Here is a 21759-nt window from a genome sequence, read left to right as displayed (position 1 = left end):
AAATCCGAGCAGATCTCAAATGGAAAGGAAGCACATGGCAAGGCAGTGGCAGAAGTTAACGGACGGCGGCCCTGATGTCCTCCTGGATTCCGACGAGCTCCTAGCGACATTCTTTATTCCACTGCCTGACTTCATGCGGATACCTGACAACACCGTCATGACCACCTACATGTCGATAGATTCGTCCGTGATTGCATGGCTTGACTCATATGGTCCGATCCCGCCAAGAACTGGGGTGGACCCTGGCTTCCCAAATTCGACCAATCTTGTCGACACGGCACTCTTAGCCGGATCTACCGTGTTCCGTCGCTACGAAGCGGACATTGTGGAAGTGTCTGAGTTGCCACTCATGGCTGAGATGTTCACTCGACACATGCCTGGTACGACCCGAGCTCGTGCACCTAAAAAGCCTGACGGAGAGTCACCAAACTTGTTTCGGTCAGTGGCTGAAATAGCAATCCCCTTAGATTCAGTGTCTTTTGACCTTAGCTTGAGCAACGCAACTGCCGGACCACGAATTCGCAATAAGAAAGACATCTCTCACGAATTCTTACGATCAGCACTCGACAGCGCACTGGAAGTGCTTCGATCACGACAGTCTGCATACTACGGAGCAACACGAACCGCAGTGACACTGATGCAATTCGAGCTGCTCCCACCGGTTATTCTGATCGCCATCCGCTCGTTGAACGAGATTGCTGATGGAGTAGAAATATCACCCAACCCGTTCGTAACGGGTAACACCCCAACCCAAATAGGTGTGATTAACGACCTTAGCGAAGACGAGATGTTGAAGTTTCAGCACGCGGCGAGCAGCTCTTCACCATTCAACCTCTACCTAGATCTCTACCGACAAGGCACGGTTGCGCTAGCACGCGGTAACACTCGGGAATGCGTCGTGATGATGGCGACCGCTGCAGAGTCTGTCGTCAATGTCTTCCTTGCTCACCTGCAATGGGAAGAATGTCTAACACCTGAGCTGAGCGCTAACGAATGGTCGTCGAGCGTAGATACGCGTATCAAAACCTCGTTTCATAATCGTCTGGGAGGTGTTTGGAGTGCCACCGTGCCCGGCCCAATACAGGACTGGGAGCGCCAAGTTGCTGCCATCCGCCACAGAGTCGTCCATGCTGGTTACAAGCCCACCACTGGGGAAGCACGTTCCTCCCTCGACGCTCTGAACTCACTTGTCAGCTACTTTGGGAACAGAGTGGTGCACAGCGGAAACCTTCGAAAGTACCCAAGAACGGCAATAGCCCTGCTTGGCGTCGAAGGCCTGAAGCGTCGGAACAGATACACGAGAGCCGTGCGTGACCTCCTAAGTGATTCCTCTGAATTGAAGTGGGACGAAGTCTTCGCCCGGTGGTACGAGACACAGATACGCTGCATACAAGACCTAACCTCTCCTCGGCGGTCAGAATTGAGTAGGGCTAATTACTTTCTTGTCTTCAAGTCGAAAGATCACTACGAGTGGATAGCTAGCGATTGGAGCACGCGGCAGGCCGTCAAAGTGGATATCACCCCCGCGAAGGGGACTTTTGATCCGGTGCAAAGTATCGCCCGTTCGTTTTCTAGCCCAGGCAAGGAACAGGTGAACTTCCCAGTCTCTGCTGTCCTCCCAGGGGACGCGGTAGACGCCGCAAGTCTTCAGGGTGACTGGGTGGAGGACTACCACTTACTTCCAATGCACGGAGTGATGCGAGACTCTAGTGACTTCGTCCGCTAAGGACCCTTTCTGGCGCAGGAACCAAGGCCCTAGTCGGCCACGGTTTTTCCGGCGGCACGGTTCTGTTCATCATGAGTGGGCGGTGCTGCAGACAATCTCAGCTACCAAGCGGCCCCTCAAAGCCATTGACGGCCTCGTCCATGAGATAACGTGCGGGACGATGTCTGCCACGTCTTCATCGTCACGGACTCGCAAGCCCCGAGCGCCCGGCAGCACCGTTCGATAGCGGCGATTGTTCATCCTCCGCTCGGCCGAAACTGCGTCCTGTTCGGCGGGCTTGCAGCTAGTTCACGCAGCGAATCCGTTTACACGTTGCGCGAGTGCGCCACTATGAAGCCATGCGATCATGTCGTCCGCCCCAACCACCTCCATGAAGTCGTGAGCTCAAACCCCTCATTCCCTTGGAAGACGACAGATGGAGCGCGCGATGTTTCTGGCAGCGGTGGATCCTGGCATCACCCCGAACACGAACTTCCCCTTTCTCGAATCACTCAAACAGATCGGTGGAGGCATCCTGGTGGGGGCCTTCATTGTGATCGCGATTGTTGCCATAGTTGGAGCCGCAATGCTCCTCGCCGGCAAGCTCAGCCAGTCATCGCGGCTCGCGTCGGGCGGCGGCATGATCTTGCTTTGGACAGGACCCGTAGCCGCAATTCTGGGCGGGATCAACGGCTACATTCTCTGGTCCCAGTCGGCGTTCAATCTCGGATTCTAGGTCCAGCCTCATGCCGGTTCAGTGCGACCTGGACGGATGGTGGCCGCCCGGTTGCGGTCTCGTCTCGCAAGCCAACGACGGCGTCCAAGGCTCCATCACGTCGTTCTTCGCGAACATTCTCCAAAGCACGGCCTCCTGGATCTGGTCCTTCATCACTGGCGCGTTTAGTGTCTCTGACGTCGATGATTCTCAATGGACGGCCGTCGAAGGACTAACGAGTTGGTGGGTTGTCATCATGATGACGCCGCTGGTCGTGGCCATGATCCTCCAGCTGCTGTCCGGTCTGATCAGCCAACAGCCCCGCCGCTTAGTGCGCGCTATGGTTGGCGGCGCGGCGGCCATTCCCCTGGTGGCCGGTGCCGTTTACCTTGTCCGCCAGCTCACCAAGGTAGGCGATTCCGCGGCTACGGCATTGCTCGACTCCATGGGGACGGATCCCTATCTGGTGTTCATGCGGCTCTTTGGCTTCGAAAGGGCCCCGGCGGACTCCGGCAGGGAATGGAACGTCGTGTCGTTGGCCCCGGGAACCAGCGGCGGTGCGGCCGGGGCCGTCGTCGTCACCGTGATGGCTGTCATTGTCGTCTGGATCCTGGCCTTCATTCTGATGTGTTCGATGATCTTCCGATCCTTTGCGCTCATCGTGCTCTCCGCTGTTGCTCCAGTCGCTCTCATGCTGATGCCGTGGGACAAGACGAAAACTTGGGCCCGTCGGTGGTGCGAGATCGTCGTTGCCTTGCTGCTCGCCAAGCCTCTTGCAGCAACTGTGCTGGCCGTGGCCATCAAGCTCTTTGCCGACTCGAAGTCATTCGCCGGGCTGGCCGCTGGTGTTGTGGGCATGGCACTGGCCTGCGGTGCGCCTCTGATGGCATTGCGGCTCGTGAGTTTCGCCGGAGGCGAGCTGGCCGCGGCCGCGCAAACTGCCGGTGGTGGACACGTCCTCACTCGAACCTCCAGCTTCACCGCCCGGCAGATCAGCCGGCAGACCGGTGGCCGTTTCACTCTGGCTGGGATGGCTGGTTGTTCGTCGATGACCCGCCCGATCCAGTCGAGCCGTCATCAATTCCCCACACGCACTTTGCCGGCGGGAGCCCCCCTTCCGGGAAGGCCAACGGGGGCAACGCCGTCATCGGCGCCAGCTGGCAACGCCAGTGCGTTGATGCTCGACGCCGGCACCTCGGCCGCCAGCCCAGGCTCGCCACCGGGAAGCAGCGCACAGCCGCGCCCGGTCCCGGGCGCATCGGCATCGGGAAGCAGAAGTGGCGGCAACGCCCCAAGCGAGTCACCAAGTCCGTCGTCGCCGCTTCCAATTAACCCGCCACCGATCGCCCCGACGGCCAAGCCTCCCATCCACCAGCCACGAGTCATCCAGCCCCCAACCGACGGTGATTTCCATGTCTGAAACTTCACGCACCCTCGAGGCAGTCAAATTCCCCCGCTACGAGCGCCGCGGCCTGTTCATGGGATTGAAGTGGTATCAATTGCTGCTGCTCGCGGCCGGCGTCGTCGTGGCAAGTCTGGCATCGGCATCTGAAGGACCGATCGGTTTGTTCGCGTCGGGACCGTTGTGGCTGGTGCTGATGCTCCTCGGCTTGTTGCAGTATTCACGGATTCCGTACCCGGTATGGGCCAGCCATGCCGTCCTGTTCTTCTACCGATCGATGGCCGGACAAACAAGGTTCCTAACGAGACCTGAACGAGCAGTCCTGGGTGGACGGCTGGCGCTTCCGGGAGGGTTGGGGAAGCTGGAATTGCGTCGGACCGCGCGAGGGGAGTGTTTCATCGTGGACGCCCGCGGCAGGGAGGCGATAGCCGTACTTCGTTGCAGCACCAGGTCATTTGCGCTGTTAGACAGCGACGACAAAGCATGGGCCGTTCAGGCTTGGTCCCGCGTACAGGCGGGCATGGCCCAGCGAACAAGTCTCGCGAGAATAGCAGTGCAGGACTTTACGGTTCCGTATCCGTCCACCGCCCTGCGGGACTTCTACGAAATGGCGTCCCCTCGGCCGACGGGCGTCTCCAGCGAACTCACTTGGGGTCAGCGCGCGTACGAGGATCTGATTTCGGCGGCGGGATCCACGATGAGCCACGATCTCCTGATCGCTCTTGTGGTCGATATGGCCAAGGCCCGACGCCGGATCAGAGAGTCGGGCGGGGGACTGGTCGGTGTCGAACGGGTGCTTCGTCTGGAGGTCGAGGCCATGACCACAGCGCTGGGGACGCACAGCGTCAAGGTAGAGGAGTGGCTGCCGGAAGGCGGAATCCTCGACGTCGTTCGGGGCGCCTTTGATCCTACCGCCGTCGCAAGCGGGGCAGGGAAACCGGCCAAAAAGGGATCACAACCCGGAGACTCCATGCCTCCCAACGTGCCTGCGGGGCCTATGGCCGTGGAAGAGCACTGGACATACGTCCGCACTGATTCCGGTTTTCATCAAACGTTCTGGATCGCTGAGTGGCCACGGCAGAAGGTGCTTCCGGGGTTCCTCCATCCGCTGATTTATGTGGGTGACTTCCGGCATACGGTGACGGAGGTGATTCGGGCCGTGCCCACAACCGAGGCGCTGCGGGACATCCGTTCCGCCCAGGAGGCCCATGAAACCAGGCGCCGCATCAATACCCGCTTCGACAGGCCGCTGACCCGCGAGCAACGGGCTGAGGAAGAAGAGGTCGCCCAGCGCGAGGAGGAGATCGTCGCAGGGCACGGGGACGTCAGGCCCGCTGCCTACGTGACCGTTACTGCAGGGACCTTGGAGGACCTGGCCCGTCACCGGCAGGAACTGGAGTCCGCGGCCGCGGGAGCCTTCGTCGAATTGCGCCTGCTGGCCGGGCAGCAATGGGCTGCATTCGTCGCCGGTGCGCTCCCGTTCGGTCGGGGGCTGCGATGACGCGGACAAACCAGTCGGTTGAATACGTGCCGGCGGGCGTGAACCGCAGGGAGCGGAAGGAACGACGGCGGCGGTCGGCTGCCGCTGACAGCCGACCGTGGGCGGCCGCTCTAGACCGGGCCGGCGAGATGGTCGGCACCCGGCTGGATACCGCCGGGCGCGGTGGCGACTGGGGGAATCGGGAACCCGCCTCGCTGCGTGGCCCCCACCGCTTGCGCCCGGCACCACACCGCGCGTCGACCCTGACCTTCGCCGCGGCATATCCGTTCATCACAGAATCCGGGCTCGGCCACGAAGGCACCTATATCGGCACCGACGTCTTCGGCTCTGGAGCGTTCTCCTACGATCCGTGGATTCTCTATGACAAGGGCGTCATCAGCGGACCCTCGATCGTTGTCATCGGCACCGTGGGGACCGGGAAATCCATGTGCGGAAAGTCCCTGGTGGCCAGGTCCATCACGCTGGGGCGGAAGGCCGCCGTCGCCTCCGATCCCAAAGGCGAATGGGTTGCCGTAGCCAATGCGGTTGGCGGCAAGGTCATTTCCGTAGGCCCCGGTCGCGCCGCACGCGTCAATCCACTCGACGCGGGGCCGCGGTCCAGCGCCTTGAGTGAGGCGCAGTGGCAGGCCGTGGTGCGCCAGCGCCGTCGCTACCTGTTGGTAGCACTGGTTTCTCTCATGCGGCAGGGCATGCCCCTCCGTCCGGTGGAGCACACTGCCCTGGACATGGCTCTCATGGAGACGGTAGCCGAGAACTCGAATCCGACGCTGCCGATGGTTCTGGACCATCTGTTGAACCCGTCGAAGGAAACGATCGGGCTGGTGGGCAAGGACGGGGGACTGGCTGTCAGCCACTCCCTGAGACGGACAGTCTCCGGTGACCTGGAAGGTATGTTTGACGCCCCGTCTACGGTCGCTTTCGACGCCGATGCGCCCATGATGGTGATGGACACTTCTGCGCTCATCGGCGCCTCGGAGCAAGCATTGTCCCTGGCCGCCGCGTGCGGTGCCACGTGGCTGGAGGCAGCCGTCACAAATCCCGACGGCGGCAAACGGCTGGTGGTGTACGACGAAGGCTGGCGTATGCTGGCCGACCCGTACATGCTCGCCAAAATGAGCGAGCAGTGGCGGCTTGCCCGCACCTATGGCATTGCGAATCTGCTCATCATGCATAAAGTCGCCGACCTCAACGAAATCGGAGACAGCTCCAGCGGGCACCGGCAGAAGGCACTCGGCCTGCTGACCGAGGCGGACACCAGGATCATCTACCGGCAAAAGCACGACGCGATGAGACTAACCAAAGAAGCCCTGGGCTTGTCGGAGGCCGAATGCGAGCACGTAGAGAACCTCCCCAAAGGTGTCGGCCTCTGGAAGGTCGGGAACCGTTCCTTCATTGTGGCGAACCGGGTCACGACCGATGAGCTTGAAGTCTTCGGCACCGACGACCGGATGATCTGAATGCCACAGATGAGTTCGCGGCGAGGCACCGACAGCCCGTTGGTCACGGCCGGGCTTATCGCCGTGGCCGGTTATGTCTGTCTGTGTTTCCTGGTCCAGGGGGCAGCTAACGTCGTGGTGACCTGGCGCTGCGCCGGCAGTCAGCCGTCGCCGTTCAACCCGGCCGCCGCCGTCGGACTTTTCATCGGCCGGATCAACTGGATCGTCCGCGTACCGCACGGATGCGACGTCGGAACCGGCAACATCTGGTGGATCGTCGGCCCAGTCCTCCTTCTGGCGGCTGCGCTCGCCGTCGGGTCTGTCTTGGCCTGGAGGCGGTGGAAGCAATCCGGCGCGTGGCTGCGCCAGGACATCCTGAGCCGCGAGGGCATCGCGCGCCGCACCGAGATCCTCCAAGATTTCGGGGCAAAGGCGGTTCTGAGGCGGGGCAAGTTCACTCGGCCGGGCCTCGCCAAGCCGCGGATCCAGGACGTGGCCTGGACACTGGGCCGTTCCCGCGGTGTCACGATCCATGTCTCCACGGAGGAATCGATGGTCATCCAGGGTGCTCCGCGATCCGGTAAGGGCCTCTATGTGGTCATCAACGCCATCCTCGATGCGCCGGGCGCTGTGGTCACGACGTCCACCCGCGCCGACAACCTGGTGGTCACTATGAAGGCCCGTGCATCACGCGGCAGGCCGGTCACAGTCTTCGACCCACAAGGCATGTCCGGACTGCCCTCGACCCTTCGCTGGTCTCCCGTTCGTGGCTGCGAGGACCCGGATACCGCCACGCGCCGCGCTCTCGTCATCACCGCGGACACGGAGATGAAGGGTGAGAACGCCGCATGGCAAAAGCGCTCGCTGATCATCCTGCAATGCCTCCTTCATGCCGCGGCCTTGTCCGGCGAGGGCGTCCGCGCGTTTCGGCGCTGGTCCTCGAGCCCGGTCTTGGCACGTGAGGCGTTGGAGGTCCTAAGCCAACCGGCGGCGGCGATGGGGTGGCAGGCCGATCTCATGGGCATCCTCGAGGATGACCCGCGGAACACGTCCAACTCATGGATTGGTGTGTCGGCTGCTGTCGCACCGCTGTCGTCACCGAAAGTGCTCGCCGCGCTGGATCCACGGGACGAATCTGAAGAATTTGACCCGAAGAGGTTCATCCGGGACTGCGGGACCCTGTACCTGATCGGCACCCGGGCGGGAGCTGCTGCGGCCGGGCCGTATCTTTCGGCTCTGATCGACGACATCGACAACGCCGCGCGCGAGATGGCATTTGTCGCTCCGGGAGGAAGGCTGGATCCGCCGCTGTCCCTCGTCCTGGACGAGATTGCCAATCTGGCCCCATGGCCGGGCCTGCCCATCGCCCTCTCTGACGGCGGAGGCATCGGAATATCAACGCTGGTGGTTCTCCAATCCCTGTCCCAGGCCCGTACTGGCTGGTCAATCGATGAGGCAGCCACTATTTGGGACTCGGCCATCATCAAAGTAATCTTCGGCGGCGGCTCCGACGAACGTGACCTGCGCGCGCTGGCTGGGCTCCTGGGGGAGCGGAGCCTGACCCTGAACACCCGTTCCTGGTCTGCACAGGGCCGGCAGGACGGCGAACAGATCAGGGAGAGCCCGGTCCTGCCGCTTCATGAGATCAGGCGCTTGCCCGCGGGCACTGCCCTCATGCTGGGACGCCGAACCCGGCCCATCCTCTTGGACCTGCGCGAATGGCACAAACGAAAAGACGCTGCCGAGCTCGGTCGGTCAAAGCTGGAGCTTGAACGGACCTTGGCTGACGGGCACCGTCTGCGGCAATTGGCAGCTGAGGAGTCGGCCGATGGCCAGCCATGACGACGTCGAACGCTTTGAGATCCCGTCAGCCGGAGCGGACGACGATGAGCTGACGGCGGAGCTCTTCCGCTCTGCATTCCGGCCACCGGGGCGAGCATCCGGCGTGACATACCGTTGGCGGGAAATGACAGCTGAGCAGGCTGGAAGCGTGTGGCGTTCTTTAGCGGTCTGGGTCCGCTGGCTTGTTGCCACGTATCAGCTGACGACGTCGGTGGTTCCGGACTGCTGGTGGCGTCATTCCGAGATCGTGGCCGAGCTCTACGCTCTGCAGCGGGCGGAAGTGGCCTCCTATGCCAGCGACGATCCCGGTTTCGGGCCCTTGGCGTTTCATGAACGGCTGCCGCACGCCGTCGAGCGTCTGCGGACCCACACCCGTACGGCCGGGTGTGTCGGGCTGCAGGCGCATAAGGAGTCCGCAGTGAGAACCCTCCGGCTCGACGCACCCGAGTTCGTTGACTGGCAGGCGGGTTCCCACCAGAGCGGAAACGAATTCTGAAGTCATGCTGTCGGCCCTTCCTCAGGACATGAACAAGTATCCGCGGGGTGGTCCCGGCGGGATTCCAAGAAGCATGGAGGCGGCTGTCGTGGCCCCTGAATCTGAAGACGTATCGAGTCCTGTGGCGGCAGATGCTTCGCCAAGCCGGGATGAATTGGGCAATCCTCGCATGACGCCGGAGGATCGCATCTCTGCCCTGACGGATGGCCTCCACAAAATCCTGGACAGGGCTGTTGAATCTCCGTCGCACTGGCAGGTGCTGCTGGACGCTTCGGCAACGTTGTGGCGTTACTCGGGCGGCAATGTTGCACTGCTCATGATGCAGATGGCCCAGCGAGGAACCGAAGAACCCACGCTGGTGGCAGGGTACAAGGAATGGGCTCGCCACGGCCGTTCGGTGCTGCGGGGTGAGCATGCACTCTGGGTGATCGCGCCTCGTACGGCGAGACTCCAGCAGGTCACGCTTTCTGACGGTACCCGGCAGCGCATCCCTGCGGGTGAGCATGTGCCCAGTGGCGCCGTCGACGATGGAAAGAAGACGGTTATCACAGGCTGGCGCGGTCAGGCAGTCTTCGACGTCTCACAAACGCAGGGCACACCGTTGCTCGTGCCCCGCGGCGGTGCCGAGTCTGTGCTGGACGTAGCTGAGCTGTGCGGATCTCTCACCACGGTGGCGGGCCGCCATGGCTTCGACGTCGAGGTGACAGACGCCCAGTCTGGGCTGACGAGCGGCTTTACGGATTTCACCCACCGCCGGGTACAGGTCGGCGCCTGGCTCAGCCCAGAAGAACGTGCAGCTGTCTTGGCACACGAACTTGGGCATGTGCTGCTTCATGGTCCCGACGATGCGGTCGGCCGGCTGTATGGCAGCAGCGCAGATCATCGGGGACTGGCTGAGGTTGAGGCAGAGTCAGTCGCGTACACGGTGCTGAAGGCCCACGGGATCGACCGCGGACCTCAATCCGCGACCTATCTCGCCGGATGGGCTGACGCCGTCATCGAAACGGAGAAAGACGCGATGGTCCACGACGCCGGCAGTCGGCTTCCGGCGTCCCGTGCGGATATTGCGAAGTCAGTACTCGGACGGGTCACTGCTGCCAGCAAGGGAATTCTCGAAATCACACACCCGCCGGGATTCGGCGGCAAGATCACCAGCGCCGACGCGGACCCACGGATGAGCCCGTCAGCGTCCCACGCAGGCGTTGGACAACTTTTGCGGTCCGTTGACGGACCTGTGATGGCCGGACCGTGAGGCCGACTGGCACTAATTTGTCTGGCGGGAAAGTCCCGCCGGCTTTGGAAAGGACAAGAACCATGGGCACTAAGATCCCGATCAACATCGCCGGCAACCTGGTTGCCGATCCCGAACTCAGCGTCGGCGAAAGCGGAGTGGCTCACGCCAAGCTCCGCGTCGCCGTCAACCAGCGAATCCAGGGAGCGGACGGCACTTGGCAGGACGGAGAGCCCGTCTTCCACAATGTCTCTGCATTCCGTGCCTTAGCCGAGAACTCTGCGAGTTCACTGCGAAAGGGCGACCCGGTGACCGTGGCAGGCGAGCTGGAATTCCGATCGTATGAGAAGGACGGCGAACGCCGCGAAGCCCGACGCATTGTCGCGGACACGATCGGACCGGATCTCCGCTTCGGCACCGCGGTTTACCAGCGCATGTCACATGCGTCAGTTGCAGCGCCGGATGCTGGGGTGCGTGCGGACCTTGAAGCACCCGTCGCGGCAGAGGCGGCTACGCCCGCATACAACGTCAGTTCGAAGAGCCCGGTGGTGGTGCCCCCTTTCGGGGCGGCAGCGGGGAGTGAGATGAGTTTCTGAAGCAGAGGGGCCGTCCGCATGGCGGGCGTGAGGCGTTGCCTAAGCGGGTTGGCGAGCAACCAACCCGCTTTAGCGTCTGGCGAAACTCGTCTTGCCGCGGCTGTTCTTTGCCCGAGGAGGCTAGATCACATACCAGGTTGTCGTCGTCTTCTGCCTCAGAAAAGTGCAAGCGCGCTGCAGCGACGGCCGGTACTACCTTTCACTGAGGACCACGGCCTGGCCATCATCGCCACGCCAGAACCGCCGGAGACGAAGCCTCGCAACCAGCGCGAAAACATAGCCCGGCTGATTCGGGTGATTGTCTGATGGGGATCGGCTCGGTGGATGCTGAGACTCCGCCTGGGCGGCTGGCATCCATGCCGCCGGTCGCCCTCCGTTGGGCTGCAACAGGCTCTGTCGCGGCTCAGACTAGACGCCGTAGTAGAGCTCGGATTAAACCAGGTCGTGGGTTGTTGTTGGGAGGCCTCGAATTCCTCTAGATTCCGCGGATTTTGTAGTTGGTCATGATTGTCTGGGTTGGACCTCTTGCGGACTTTCTGCGGACTGAAGGCATGCCAGACTGGCCCGCATGACTGAATTTAAGGACTACCAGCACACCAACTGCTGCCCGTGCCATACGGCGCGGAAGATTGCTTACAGCGTCGATGAGGCCGCGGCTCGAGTCGGACTAAGCTCACGCACCCTGCGGGATCAGATCGCGGACAACTACCTGTTGGCCCGATACGTTAATACGAAAGCACTCATCGCGCATGAGGACCTAGTTGCGTGGCTCAGTAGCCTCCCGACAGAGCCAAAGTAGCGAGCTTTTCGGGCAAGAATCCCGGTAGGCGCTTCCCCCACCTAATGGCGCGGAGTTCAGGCGGGCATTCGTGATACTCGATGATGTCCCACTCTGAAGCCGTGAATCAGTGACGGGGCCGTCGGTGCCCGGCTCCTGAAGAAGGATCCCACGATCACCGGCACCAGCGCCCGGGTACTGGCCGACTCGGCCTACGGCTCAGGAGAGATGCTCGCCGCTCTGGCCCTGACCGCCCATACCCCGGTGATCAAGCCCTGGCCGCTGCGCCCTGCCGTGGAGGGCGGGTTTACCCTTGATGACTTCACCGTCGATGAAAGGCCGGAATCGCGACCTGCCCGAACAACATCACCCGGACGATCACCGCCAAACAGAGGGTCACGTTCGGCGCCGCCTGCACCGACTGCCCGTTCCGGGCCCGCTGCACCACTTCACCGGGAGGACGGAAACTCGTTCTTCACGAACACGATGCGTTGCAGCGTGAACACCGCCACCGCGCCCCATACCCGGCATTCCAGCACGAGTACCGCACGCACCGGCTCATGGTCGAACGCTCCATCGCCTGGCTCACCCGCGGCAACCGACGCGTTCCCCACCGCGGCATCAAACGGAACAACGCCTGGCTGCAGCTACGGATCGCGGGACTGAACCTCCGCAGGCTCCTCGCCCTCGGACTGACCATGGACCAGGGAACATGGGCGCTGGGATAAAGCACCACCCGGAATCTGCCAATCCCACCACTTGGATGACGCCCCACATCCGGGGCCCAATGAACTAAGCGGGCGGAATGACCCCGTTGTCGCACCCGAGGGTGCTGACCAGAACACGCCGCTTGACGGCCATTGGTGGGGTTCCGCCCGCCCTGAAACCACTTTGTTCAGCAGTCTCCTAGAACGGGCTCCCGCCGGCCAGGAACTCTTTGCCCCCGGCGCAAACGTACTGTCTAAGGGCCGCAACTGCCCATGGCGTCGGCGGACAGCCCCAGCTTTAGTCGAACCTTTTGTGAAGCTAGGTGAGCAGGGTTTGGCGCCGCAGGATCGGTCCAAGCATTCCAGGTACTAGTGAAGCCGTCTGCATTGACGTTCGCAGCCAAACTTTCGGCGTGGCTCATCTCGCCATAAAGACCCTCAACAAAGGCGGCAATGTCGGGCTTCACGGATTCGGGCCACAACAGGTCAGGCTTCGTAAACTCGAGGATCACCTGGCGGAGAGCGTCGCGGTGAGCCCCCGCTTTTTCTTTTGACGCAACCAGGTCGAATGGGTCCGTGTGGACAGATGTCGTCAGGGCTGCGCCGGCCGCATTGGACTTGCAAACAGTTGCCAGGTAATGGGCGCCGGCCGCGGCGGGCGTCATCGGCATTGGCGTGGGTGTAGGTGTAGGTGTAGGTGTCGCACTTTCCTTGGCACTCGAAGCAGTGGGGATTTCAGATGTGGTGGTGGCGGGTTGAGAGCACGATGTTGTGGTCAGAAACAGAGCCAAGAAGAGAATCGTCCGTACGGTTTTCAATTGTTCCCCCAGTTTTAGTTGTTCCAGGCTGAGACTACGCACGGGGTGCCATAAACAGAAGACCTTGACCGGGTTACAGCAGAAAAGGTTACTGCCGGCGAACGTAACGGGTTGGTGGCTCACCAGCTCCCCTGTAGCCTTCGATCATCAAATTCATATGGGGGGAACTATGCAGTTCGAACGTGCAGCAGGGCTTTACGTAGGCGGCATTTCGTTGATTCTCGGCGGCCCGCTGGTGGGCTTCATCGCAACGTCGTTCGGGACTTGGTTCACTGTCAATAATCCGGGCAACAACCTGGGCGGAGTGGTTATTGGCGTGGCTGTTTTCGGATTGCTGCTTGGGGTCGTGGGCTTGCTCATGCTTGTTGTGGCTGTACACCGGGCACTAGTAAAGATAGACGCCCTACCGGTGAGGGTCCCTTCCATAAGTAGGGAGGAGTGGCCTGCCAACAGATAGCGACGTTTTAGCACGCCTGCGCTGTTTCATGGTCCACCCAAAGCGCCGCACGACACTACAACAAATTGGCTCGGGGAATCGTTAGGGTTGGGCCACACCGCACACTACCGCGGAGATGCGACCAGCAGGCCATCGAGGCTTGCTTCGATATGAACAAGGAAGTTATCACTTGACAACAATGCCAACGGACAAATATGACCGCAGTATTCCACTCAAGGCGATAAAGGTTCAGCCGCCTTCAGCGAGCGTCGTACATTCCCAAAGCACTTACAAGGTTCACATTGAGCTGAGCCGGAACGGTTCGAAGTGGGAAAAGGACGCTGTACAAAAGTTCTTCCCGCAGGGGCGCATCTATTCGAACACGCTGGAACTCAGCGATACGACGGTGGAAGCCATTGCCGCAGGTGCACAAACTATCTACAGCCAGTTGGCCTCTCTGGAAAGGGAGGCCCGGATAGCCGAAGATGCCGACATCGAAATTCAGCGTAAACAGGATGAAGAATATGCGGCAGAGGTAGCTCGTCACGAAAACTTGACGCGGATTGCCTCTGAAATTCGGTTCGAGTAAATTCTCGTCACATTGTCAGGCCCCGCGGATCCTAAACGGTCCGCGGGGCCCGACATTACCTGTTGTTCTTGCCGAAGTCGTCGGGCCGGAAACTGCCCGACAGGACCGCGGCCAAAATGGCGGAACCTTAGCCCCATCCATAGATGACGCCGGCGACCTGGACGCGGTAGCAGCCGCCGCCCTTGAACCAAGCCCCGGACTTCGCCGCGGGGCGACGACAGCCGCTGCTGCGTGGTGCGGTTAGGGTCCTTCGCCGGAGCGCGTACAGGCTCCGCCGCGTGCCTCCTAGCCATGAGTTGCCACAGCGTTCCGACGGATTCGCGCGACTGGACCGAACGGGGGGACATTACGATGTGCCAAGGCACTTCCGCTATAGTTAACTCACAGCCTGTGGATAAACCGGATCGAGGGTGATCCACTAATTGGGGGAGGGGTTGTAAATGACCGTTTTTGATGTTGCTAGTTCTATGCTTCGTCACGCGTCAAAAGACTCTTTGAACACACTGAAGCTGCAAAAGCTCGTGTTCTACTCCTTCGGTTGGTATGGCCACCTGACTGGGCACAAGCTATTTAATGAGCAGTTCTTTGCGATGCCGAAGGGCCCCATCGTCTCGCCCCTGCTGACCGCGCACGCCAACCGCAGCATGGTGTCCGCCGACTACCTTGAGGACTACACGCAGCGTCCGCTTGCTGTTCAGGATCCCTATGCAGAGGCGGTCGTGGAAGCGGTGTGGCATTCTTACGGCAAGTTCAGCAAGTGGGATCTCATTGACATGACTCATTGCGAGGAACCGTGGGTCAGTGCTTGGGCCACGCGCCCGGCTCACGCCAAGCGCAACGAGCTCACCTCGGAGTCTGTGGTTGAGCACTTCCAACGGAAGACGTCGGCAATCTACGAGATTCCCGCGGGGCCTGTTGAAGTGCCCGTCCTCTCGTTCCTGCCGGACCGTAGGGTGTCCTCGATGTCATTGGCGGCGTTGCGTGACATGGAGAACTGCGACATGCAGGTGCCTGTGTCACATGCCGCATCAGCGCGGGAGCTTCGTCGCAAATTCCTGACAATCGCCTAGCGCTCCAATGGATTTGGACGCTATTGGTGGGCTACGACTATGCCTTCTTGACGAATCACACTCAGTGGACAACTTCGATTGTGGGCGTGACCCCATGAACGAATGGCTGAAACGAACGGCCCTTAGCAATCAGAAGCGCGATTTATCTCGCGTCCATGCCCTCGTCTGCGGCGACGGCGCCGTTCGCGGATTCTTCAGCCTTTCCCCGCTCACGCTCGCAGTTGACGATGTCGCTAAGAAGGACCGAGGGGGAATCAAGCACGGCGGACTGCACTCGCAATTGCTTGGCCGGTTCGCGACGGACCTCAGCGTCAAAGGCAACAACATGGGCGGCCTGCTGATGGATTTGGCATTTGAGAAGTACTTGGAGCTTTGCACTTTGACGGCCAACAAGTTCCTTTGCCTCCATGCCAAGGAAGACTGGTTGGTGGGCTACTACCAGCGATTCGGTTTTCAGTGTTCGCCGAACCAGATCCCCGAGAGCACCACCACCCTGATGTATCTCAAGACGTCGGCGATCCAGGCGTACTGGAACGAGAATCATCTGCCGGCGGAAGTGGAATCTGCAGAAGCACTGTCTCCCGCGAGCTAAGTTCTCCACTGGTGCCCTGCCGAATTCAGTTGGTTGCGGACCTCGCCCATAGGGTTCAGGGATGCTCACAGACACTCAGAAGGCCATGATCGGCGCTGCCGACAGAACCCGGCGTGTCCGGTGGCAGGATACTCGCATGGAGATCGTCGAGCTTCTTGAAGCCCGGTTGGCCGAGGATGAAACCGAGTCACGCGATGCGATCCGGGATGAGCCCTACCCGGAGAGCTGGGCCAACGTCCTGGCCACACGGGTCCTCGTATTCATCGAGCGCGAACGGATCTTCGTCGACGGGAACTTTCGAATCGACCGCGAGGAACGCGGCTCAGCCTTGATCAAGCCTCGTTGCCCGGTGCCCAGGCCAGGGAATCTGAAGCCCGTATGCAATACGTCGCCGGCCACGGTGCGCCAGGCCGGATTTGCGCAGGGTCCGGTGAGATAAGCAGAACAGATCCGGGCCAGATCGGTTCCGGCAGTGCTTCGATCCATGCAGGCTGAACGTGGTCGAAGCGGTTCCACTTGATCGTGATCCAAGAGCCTGTGGGTTCAAGGGCGTCAACGCTCAGAACCGTGAGCTCTGCCGTCGTGCCACTGCTTCGCTTCGTGTCGTTGAAGTGATCCCACTTTTCGTTAGCACCAGCCATCCATGAACGCCGCCGGCGTGCTCGGACCAACCAGACCGCCCCGGCGACTGCGGCCGCGACGAGTGCCATGGCAGCGGTTACTAGCAAGAACAAGCTGACCGGCCCATCGGCGGCCACGGTCCCGACGAGATAGAAGACACAAGCAGCGATTGCCACGCTGCTCAGGATCAAAGCAGGTGTTGCAAGCCTCGGCTTCAGGACTGGGTTCGTATCCATGGATTACCTTCCCCGACCAGTTTAGAGTTGCCAGCCGACATTGATAAGGCGGTCTTCCCACGTCTTCGGGTCATCAGTCCACCTCGTGGTGTCCACAGGGCTGGGGGAGGAGACGCCTGCTTGCTCAACAAGTCGATCGATATTTGCACGCTGCTCCTTTTGCTCCCACTCGTAAGCCGCAGGAACTGGTCCCAGAGAAAGGGGCGAATCGTCTATGCCCCACCGGTCCCTATAGATGGCGATTCGGCGAAGCACACTTGTTGCCTCCTCTTGAGTGACGAACGGGCCCACGGCCTCAAAGAGGTTCCGTTTCCATTCGGAGTCACTCACCATCGCGGCCATGGCGACGTGGTCCATCCCGTGCCGCATCCGCTCCCGTACCTGGGTGATCATGTTGGCAAGGTCGGAACGAACGGTGCGGAGTTCCTCGGTCAAGGGATCAATGCCTGCGGCGGGCATCGCGGACAGGAACTGCCGGAGCCGGGAGTGCACGACTGCCGCCGCATCTCGAGCGGACGAGCTTGTATCCAGGGCGTCAGAGACAACACGCTGCGTGCTTGGTCGGCTGACTTCAACGGACCTGCGCCACGCAGTGACAGCTGCGCCCCACGAGGGCGATTGCTGAAGAGCGGAGGCCCTGCCCGGCGAGTGCGCATCAAGGAACTCCCGCAAATCCTCAGCCGCAGCCAGTTGTGCGAGGTAGTCGTACTCAGCACTGAGGCGCTCCAAGCTGTCCGCTTTCGACTGCTCGGCATCACGGACTTCGTGAGCCGTTCGTTCGGCGCCTTCGGCGGCAAGGACTTCGCCTAGGATTTGCCGCCACGAGGCTTGCATAGCGGGATCCATAGGCTCGTCATCCAGGGGATCATTCTCGCTGACATACGCGTGGTTCCCTGTGCGTCCCCGCGTCATGCTCACGTACAACAGCTCACGGGTGAGCCTGCCTTGCGTCACCACGGTGTGGCCGGTGTCCACGGTGATGCCCTGCGAGCGGTGGGCCGTCGTCGCATATCCCAGCTCAACTGAAGCCTCAACATAGTCACGGCTCAAGCTAATCGTTGCGCCGGTGTCTCTGCGAACCGCGGTCAGCGAGCCGTCGCGCCTGCCTGTACGGACGACGTCGAGCATGGTTCCGTTCCGGATGAAGTCACCGCTGCTATCGGTTATGGCCCGGTCATTCTGGCGGGCAATGACAGTGTCGCCAGTGCCGGCATGAAGTCCGTCGCCGAGCGGTACCGAGTTTTCCGCATCAACGGCGCCTTGGACCACGCGATCGGCCTGGGCGCGCTGGTTGAGCATGCCCACCGTGTCATTGTCCGCTGCAATGAGAATGGACGACTTGCCGGCCTGTATATCGGTCTGCCATCTGAGGTACGCCTGGTCGACCATATCGAGGTGCGCCCCGTGTTGAATGCGCCCGTGGCTGTCGTAGTCTGCAACGGCACCGAAGTCCCCGGCACGAAGCTTCAGCGAGGCGCCTTGCTCCCATGCCTCCTTGAACCGCCAAATCGTGCTCAGCTGCACTGTTTTGCCTTGCCGGTCCAGCCAGCCGAGGACACCGCCGGCGTCGATGGCGTCCAATTGCCCAGGGTCGCCCACCAAGAGCACCTTGGCCCCGGCATCCCGCGCCTGCTGTACGAGTGCAGACAGCTGCAGAGTGGACACCATGGAGGCCTCGTCGACGACGACCAGTTGGTTCGGATGAAAACGCCACCTGTCCTGTTCGGCAGCAAGCCGCGCGGCTTTCTGGGCGAGGAGCGTCGCCTGCGGGCCATTGTTAGCCACGTGATTGGCTAGCCGCTGCTCGGTGTCGAAGAACTGTGTGGCCCGGTTGCCGGCGCCCTGTCCGACAGATTCGTAGAGCCACTTGGCTACATTCTCCGTGGTCAGGGCAAGCTCCTGTCCAAGGACTTCAGCGCTCGCCGCCGCCGGCGCCAATCCCACCACGGTGCCGGCGCCAAAAGCAGCTTCCCATGCAGCTTTGACCGCGCCGAGGGTGGTCGTCTTGCCGGTTCCGGCAGGACCGACGACGGCGTCGAGCCGGTGCCCACTGAGTAGGACGTTGGCTGCTGCCGCCCGTTGATCCGAGTGCAGATCGAGCCGGCCACGGTGTTTGTAGCTGGCCAGCGATTCCATGGCGACGGCCGCGCCCACCGCCGGGCCGCCGTCGTCGTTCCTTGCTGCCAGCACAACGTCCTCGTTGGCGAGAGTGGACGCGTCCGTGTAGAGGCGGGAGCCGTGGAAATCGAAGATGCTGTGGTCTGCGAAGCGGAGATCGGCCTGGGCGTTCGCAGGGAGGGCGTACCGGTACTCATTGAGTGGGACGGACTGGGTTTCGGCAGCGGTGGCGATGGCATCGATCAGGGTGTGTCGGTCCGCCGGTGTGTGGCAGCGGATTTCGGCGCAGACACGTTCGGCTTCTGCCAGAAGGTTCCACCGATTCCATGTGGCGCGCTTCGTGGCGACGCGCTCGCGGGTTAGGGAGCCCACGGCGTCCACCCAGTCTCGCGTGAAGTCGCAGGCGCGGAAGGGCGCTATCCGGGAGCGCCGAATGGTGTTGGCGAGCACTTCTCGGGATTCGAAGCCCTTGGCAGCCGCCCGCGCGCACCACTGGGCGGAGAGCTGGCGCAGCGGGATGGCTGTTTCCGGCTTGGCGGTCCGGGTCGCGAGAGTTGCCTGCTGTCGGAGCTTGATGGTGGTCGTCGCGGTTGGGGGAGTGCCGTGACTGGCGGTCCATGCGGCCACCAGCCGGTCCGTTTCGAGATCGATGAGACGCGATCGATTGGAGAATTCGCGGATCAGCGCATCATCAACACCCGTTAGTTGCTGGCTGGGGTTGTGGGTGTTTGAATCCGGCACGCGGACTTCCGTATCGGTGCCAAGGTTCCGGTGGAGGGCGTCGAAGAGGAGACCGTTGTAGTGCTCGCTGGCAGCTACCGCAGCCTTGTACAAAGTCCGCGAGTCGAGCGTGACCCATGCGCCGTCAGTGATGCGCTGGACGCGGTTGGCGATGACCATGTGCGTATGGAGCTGCGGATCCCCGGCTCGCGACTCCCAGTGGTCGAAGGCAGCAGCGACAGCTCCACGCGTGCCGAGGTGGGCGACACCGTTGCGGCCGGCCCTCGTATGGATGACGTAAGTTTCGAGCCACTCAAGGGTGGCGTTGACCGCCTGGTGGTGGGTCTCGAGGATTTGGTCCTGGAGTGTGCGGGGGCTCAGCGCCCAGAGGACGGAGACGGATTTGGGGACGCTGAAAGTCAGGTCAAAGCCGACGACGGCGTGCCGCGTCTCTGTGCGGCCCTGGCTGTTTTGCACGATGGTGGGTTGGGCGTGGGGGCGGCCCAGAGTTGTGCCGGTGTCCGGGTGGGTGGCGTGATCGAAGATTGACTTGGCGTCCGATTCCATGACGACGTCTCCGGCGGTCCGGTTGATGCCTCGCACGCCGGACCCGAGCCAGCGGCCCTGCGGTGTTCCGGCTTTCATGTAGTACGTGGTCGCGTCGGCGGGGGTGATTGTCAGATCGTCCATCATGGTGGTCTTGAAGAGATACTTCAGGCCCGACTGGGCGGAGAGCCGGGCGATGGACATGGTCATTGGCTTTGGGTTTCTGGGTTCCGTTTGATGGCCGTCCAGCCTCGGCGGCGGAAAAGTGCCTTGGTGCTGCTGTGGAGCTCGACTCCGGTGTCCTGAGTCAGGGCCAGCAGCTTGCCGCCGAGGTGGACCAAATCGTGAGAATCAGTCTCCTGGATAGTTCGGAGTCGTCCGAGGTCGGCGCGGAGGTTCCGGATGACTTCGCGCTGCTCGGTGCTCTCGGCTTCGAGTCGGTCGATGTCTACAGCTTGAGCCCGGAGTTGGTTGCGGAGGGATTCTTGGCGTTGGAGGATGCTGGCTAGATCAGCGGCTAGCCTTACCGACGCCTTGCGGTGGGTCTCCCTTGGGCCAAACTCCGTATCGAAATCCCGGCGTCGAACCGGGGCAGCAAGTGCCGGGCTCGCTACGGCAACGGCGTGCCGCCGTCGTCGATCGCGTTGTCTGTTGGCGCAGCGCGTTGAACAGAAGCGCTGAGACGAGCGCGAAGGCGCGAACCTCTCGCCACATTCCCCACAAATCTTCCCGCTCACGTTGGTTCATCTTTGAGAGCTCTGCTAACGACATGACTTGCCGTGAGTCCGCGCTCACGGCGAATGCCTTGGATGCCAGAGGTGTGAGGGAGTGAGGTTGGAAGGGTGAGGTTAGCTGCGAGGAGACGAACGGCCGTCGCCGCCGGACGCGGAGAGTCATCGAGGGAGAGCCGTGCATGCGTGGCTGCGATCGGCCTGATCCGAGCCACGTGAAGACGATTTTTCGGGCCTGACACCAAGCCCGGAACGTTGAGCTTGGGCGTGTTAGCGCGCCGGCGCCGAGCTGCCAGAGCTGGATGCCCGGAGTGTTTCGACGATGGCGTCATCGATGGGAGTTGCTGTGATGCCCAGCCTGCCCGTGATTTTGCTGCGATGAATGGCTCCTCGAATTGATATTGCATTTCGAGGAGTCCACGGATGGTGGGGTTGAAGAGGCTGAGGCCGCGAAGGGGCGGCGGCGGCATGGTTCGGAGCGCAGGTGCGTTCCATCTGCCCGAGCAGGGCCAGCATGGCGAATGCCCGCTGGGCCATAGGCGAGTCAGGTTCGGCGTGTCGATGGTCAGGGGATCAGCCAGGATCCGGACACCCACCGCGCTCTTTGAGGTCGTGGACCATATTCACGGTGTCCCGGGCTGTGCGGCCAAGCCGGTCCAGGGTGTGCACGATCAGGACGTCACCGTCCCTCACGTGGGTCAGTGCTTCTTGGAGTCCGGGGCGGGCGATGGTGGCTCCGGATTTCTTGTCCACGAAGATGTGTTCGTTCTTGATGCCGGCGGCCGCCAGGGCATCCACCTGCCGGGCCAGATCTTGGTTCGCCGTCGATACTCTCGCATAGCCAATGTCTATGCCTGGAACCGTACCGAATGT

The 21759-nt window shown here is 61.8% G+C and carries 19 protein-coding genes; 16 read left to right on the top strand and 3 right to left on the bottom strand.

Annotated features, from left to right (window positions below; all coding sequences use genetic code 11):
- Nucleotides 1-34: 34 nt before the first annotated feature.
- The 10 genes from CXQ91_RS24530 to CXQ91_RS15920 all read left to right on the top strand — a co-directional run bounded on the left by CXQ91_RS24530 (nucleotide 35) and on the right by CXQ91_RS15920 (nucleotide 12430).
- Complete coding sequence (locus CXQ91_RS24530; protein ID WP_146072363.1) at nucleotides 35-1726, top strand: hypothetical protein; 1692 nt, start codon at nucleotides 35-37, stop codon at nucleotides 1724-1726.
- 427 nt (nucleotides 1727-2153) lie between these two features.
- Nucleotides 2154-2441, top strand: coding sequence for a hypothetical protein (locus CXQ91_RS15965; RefSeq protein ID WP_043480665.1), 288 nt, complete (start codon nucleotides 2154-2156; stop codon nucleotides 2439-2441).
- Between the two features lie 235 nt (nucleotides 2442-2676).
- A complete protein-coding gene (locus tag CXQ91_RS15960; protein ID WP_181038919.1) occupies nucleotides 2677-3840 on the top strand; it encodes a type IV secretion system protein in 1164 nt (387 codons plus the stop codon).
- Nucleotides 3833-5323 carry an SCO6880 family protein gene (locus CXQ91_RS15955; protein ID WP_104174887.1) on the top strand — a complete coding sequence of 497 codons (1491 nt, stop codon included), beginning with the start codon at nucleotides 3833-3835 and terminating at the stop codon, nucleotides 5321-5323. Before CXQ91_RS15960 ends, CXQ91_RS15955 begins: the two co-directional genes overlap by 8 nt.
- The gene (locus tag CXQ91_RS15950; protein WP_146072362.1) at nucleotides 5320-6780 is read left to right on the top strand and encodes an ATP-binding protein; all 1461 of its coding nucleotides are present in this window, start codon (nucleotides 5320-5322) and stop codon (nucleotides 6778-6780) included. Before CXQ91_RS15955 ends, CXQ91_RS15950 begins: the two co-directional genes overlap by 4 nt.
- Nucleotides 6781-6789: 9 nt before the next feature.
- Nucleotides 6790-8601: a type IV secretory system conjugative DNA transfer family protein gene (locus CXQ91_RS15945; protein WP_181038918.1), complete on the top strand. Its 1812-nt coding sequence runs from the start codon at nucleotides 6790-6792 to the stop codon at nucleotides 8599-8601.
- On the top strand, nucleotides 8588-9097 hold the full coding sequence (locus CXQ91_RS15940) for a hypothetical protein (protein WP_104174884.1): 510 nt from the start codon (nucleotides 8588-8590) through the stop codon (nucleotides 9095-9097). The genes CXQ91_RS15945 and CXQ91_RS15940 overlap by 14 nt, the downstream gene beginning before the upstream one ends.
- A 169-nt stretch (nucleotides 9098-9266) precedes the next feature.
- Nucleotides 9267-10349: an ImmA/IrrE family metallo-endopeptidase gene (locus tag CXQ91_RS15935; RefSeq protein ID WP_181038917.1), complete on the top strand. Its 1083-nt coding sequence runs from the start codon at nucleotides 9267-9269 to the stop codon at nucleotides 10347-10349.
- Nucleotides 10350-10411: 62 nt separating this feature from the next.
- Nucleotides 10412-10924: a single-stranded DNA-binding protein gene (locus tag CXQ91_RS15930; RefSeq protein ID WP_104174882.1), complete on the top strand. Its 513-nt coding sequence runs from the start codon at nucleotides 10412-10414 to the stop codon at nucleotides 10922-10924.
- A gap of 1122 nt (nucleotides 10925-12046) precedes the next feature.
- Nucleotides 12047-12430: a transposase gene (locus CXQ91_RS15920; RefSeq protein ID WP_104174880.1), complete on the top strand. Its 384-nt coding sequence runs from the start codon at nucleotides 12047-12049 to the stop codon at nucleotides 12428-12430.
- Nucleotides 12431-12663: 233 nt separating this feature from the next.
- Here CXQ91_RS15920 and CXQ91_RS24525 read toward each other — a convergent pair whose 3' ends face one another.
- Entirely contained in the window at nucleotides 12664-13350 is a 687-nt protein-coding gene (locus tag CXQ91_RS24525; protein ID WP_146072361.1) for a hypothetical protein, read from the bottom strand.
- 46 nt (nucleotides 13351-13396) lie between these two features.
- On the opposite strand from CXQ91_RS24525, the gene CXQ91_RS15910 reads away from it, so the two are divergent.
- The 5 genes from CXQ91_RS15910 to CXQ91_RS15890 all read left to right on the top strand — a co-directional run bounded on the left by CXQ91_RS15910 (nucleotide 13397) and on the right by CXQ91_RS15890 (nucleotide 16353).
- A complete protein-coding gene (locus CXQ91_RS15910) occupies nucleotides 13397-13684 on the top strand; it encodes a hypothetical protein (RefSeq protein ID WP_104174878.1) in 288 nt (95 codons plus the stop codon).
- Nucleotides 13685-13853: 169 nt separating this feature from the next.
- Nucleotides 13854-14252: a hypothetical protein gene (locus CXQ91_RS15905; protein WP_146072360.1), complete on the top strand. Its 399-nt coding sequence runs from the start codon at nucleotides 13854-13856 to the stop codon at nucleotides 14250-14252.
- 440 nt (nucleotides 14253-14692) lie between these two features.
- Entirely contained in the window at nucleotides 14693-15322 is a 630-nt protein-coding gene (locus CXQ91_RS15900) for a Panacea domain-containing protein (protein ID WP_104174876.1), read from the top strand.
- Between the two features lie 94 nt (nucleotides 15323-15416).
- Nucleotides 15417-15914: a hypothetical protein gene (locus CXQ91_RS15895; protein WP_104174875.1), complete on the top strand. Its 498-nt coding sequence runs from the start codon at nucleotides 15417-15419 to the stop codon at nucleotides 15912-15914.
- 136 nt (nucleotides 15915-16050) lie between these two features.
- Nucleotides 16051-16353 carry a hypothetical protein gene (locus CXQ91_RS15890; RefSeq protein ID WP_146072359.1) on the top strand — a complete coding sequence of 101 codons (303 nt, stop codon included), beginning with the start codon at nucleotides 16051-16053 and terminating at the stop codon, nucleotides 16351-16353.
- A gap of 439 nt (nucleotides 16354-16792) precedes the next feature.
- Here the strand turns inward: CXQ91_RS15890 and mobF are convergent, their stop codons facing one another.
- Complete coding sequence (gene mobF, locus CXQ91_RS15885; protein WP_104174873.1) at nucleotides 16793-20365, bottom strand: MobF family relaxase; 3573 nt, start codon at nucleotides 20363-20365, stop codon at nucleotides 16793-16795.
- Here mobF and CXQ91_RS15880 point away from each other — a divergent pair.
- On the top strand, nucleotides 20365-20664 hold the full coding sequence (locus CXQ91_RS15880) for a hypothetical protein (RefSeq protein WP_146072358.1): 300 nt from the start codon (nucleotides 20365-20367) through the stop codon (nucleotides 20662-20664). The two genes, mobF and CXQ91_RS15880, sit on opposite strands and share 1 nt — an antisense overlap.
- 795 nt (nucleotides 20665-21459) lie before the next feature.
- Here CXQ91_RS15880 and CXQ91_RS25320 read toward each other — a convergent pair.
- Nucleotides 21460-21684: a recombinase family protein gene (locus CXQ91_RS25320; RefSeq protein ID WP_374953667.1), complete on the bottom strand. Its 225-nt coding sequence runs from the start codon at nucleotides 21682-21684 to the stop codon at nucleotides 21460-21462.
- Nucleotides 21685-21759 lie beyond the last annotated feature (75 nt).

It is taken from the genome of Arthrobacter sp. Y81, assembly GCF_002929335.1.
Classification (GTDB): Bacteria; Actinomycetota; Actinomycetes; order Actinomycetales; family Micrococcaceae; genus Arthrobacter.
This window is presented reverse-complemented; position numbering and strand designations above follow the sequence as displayed.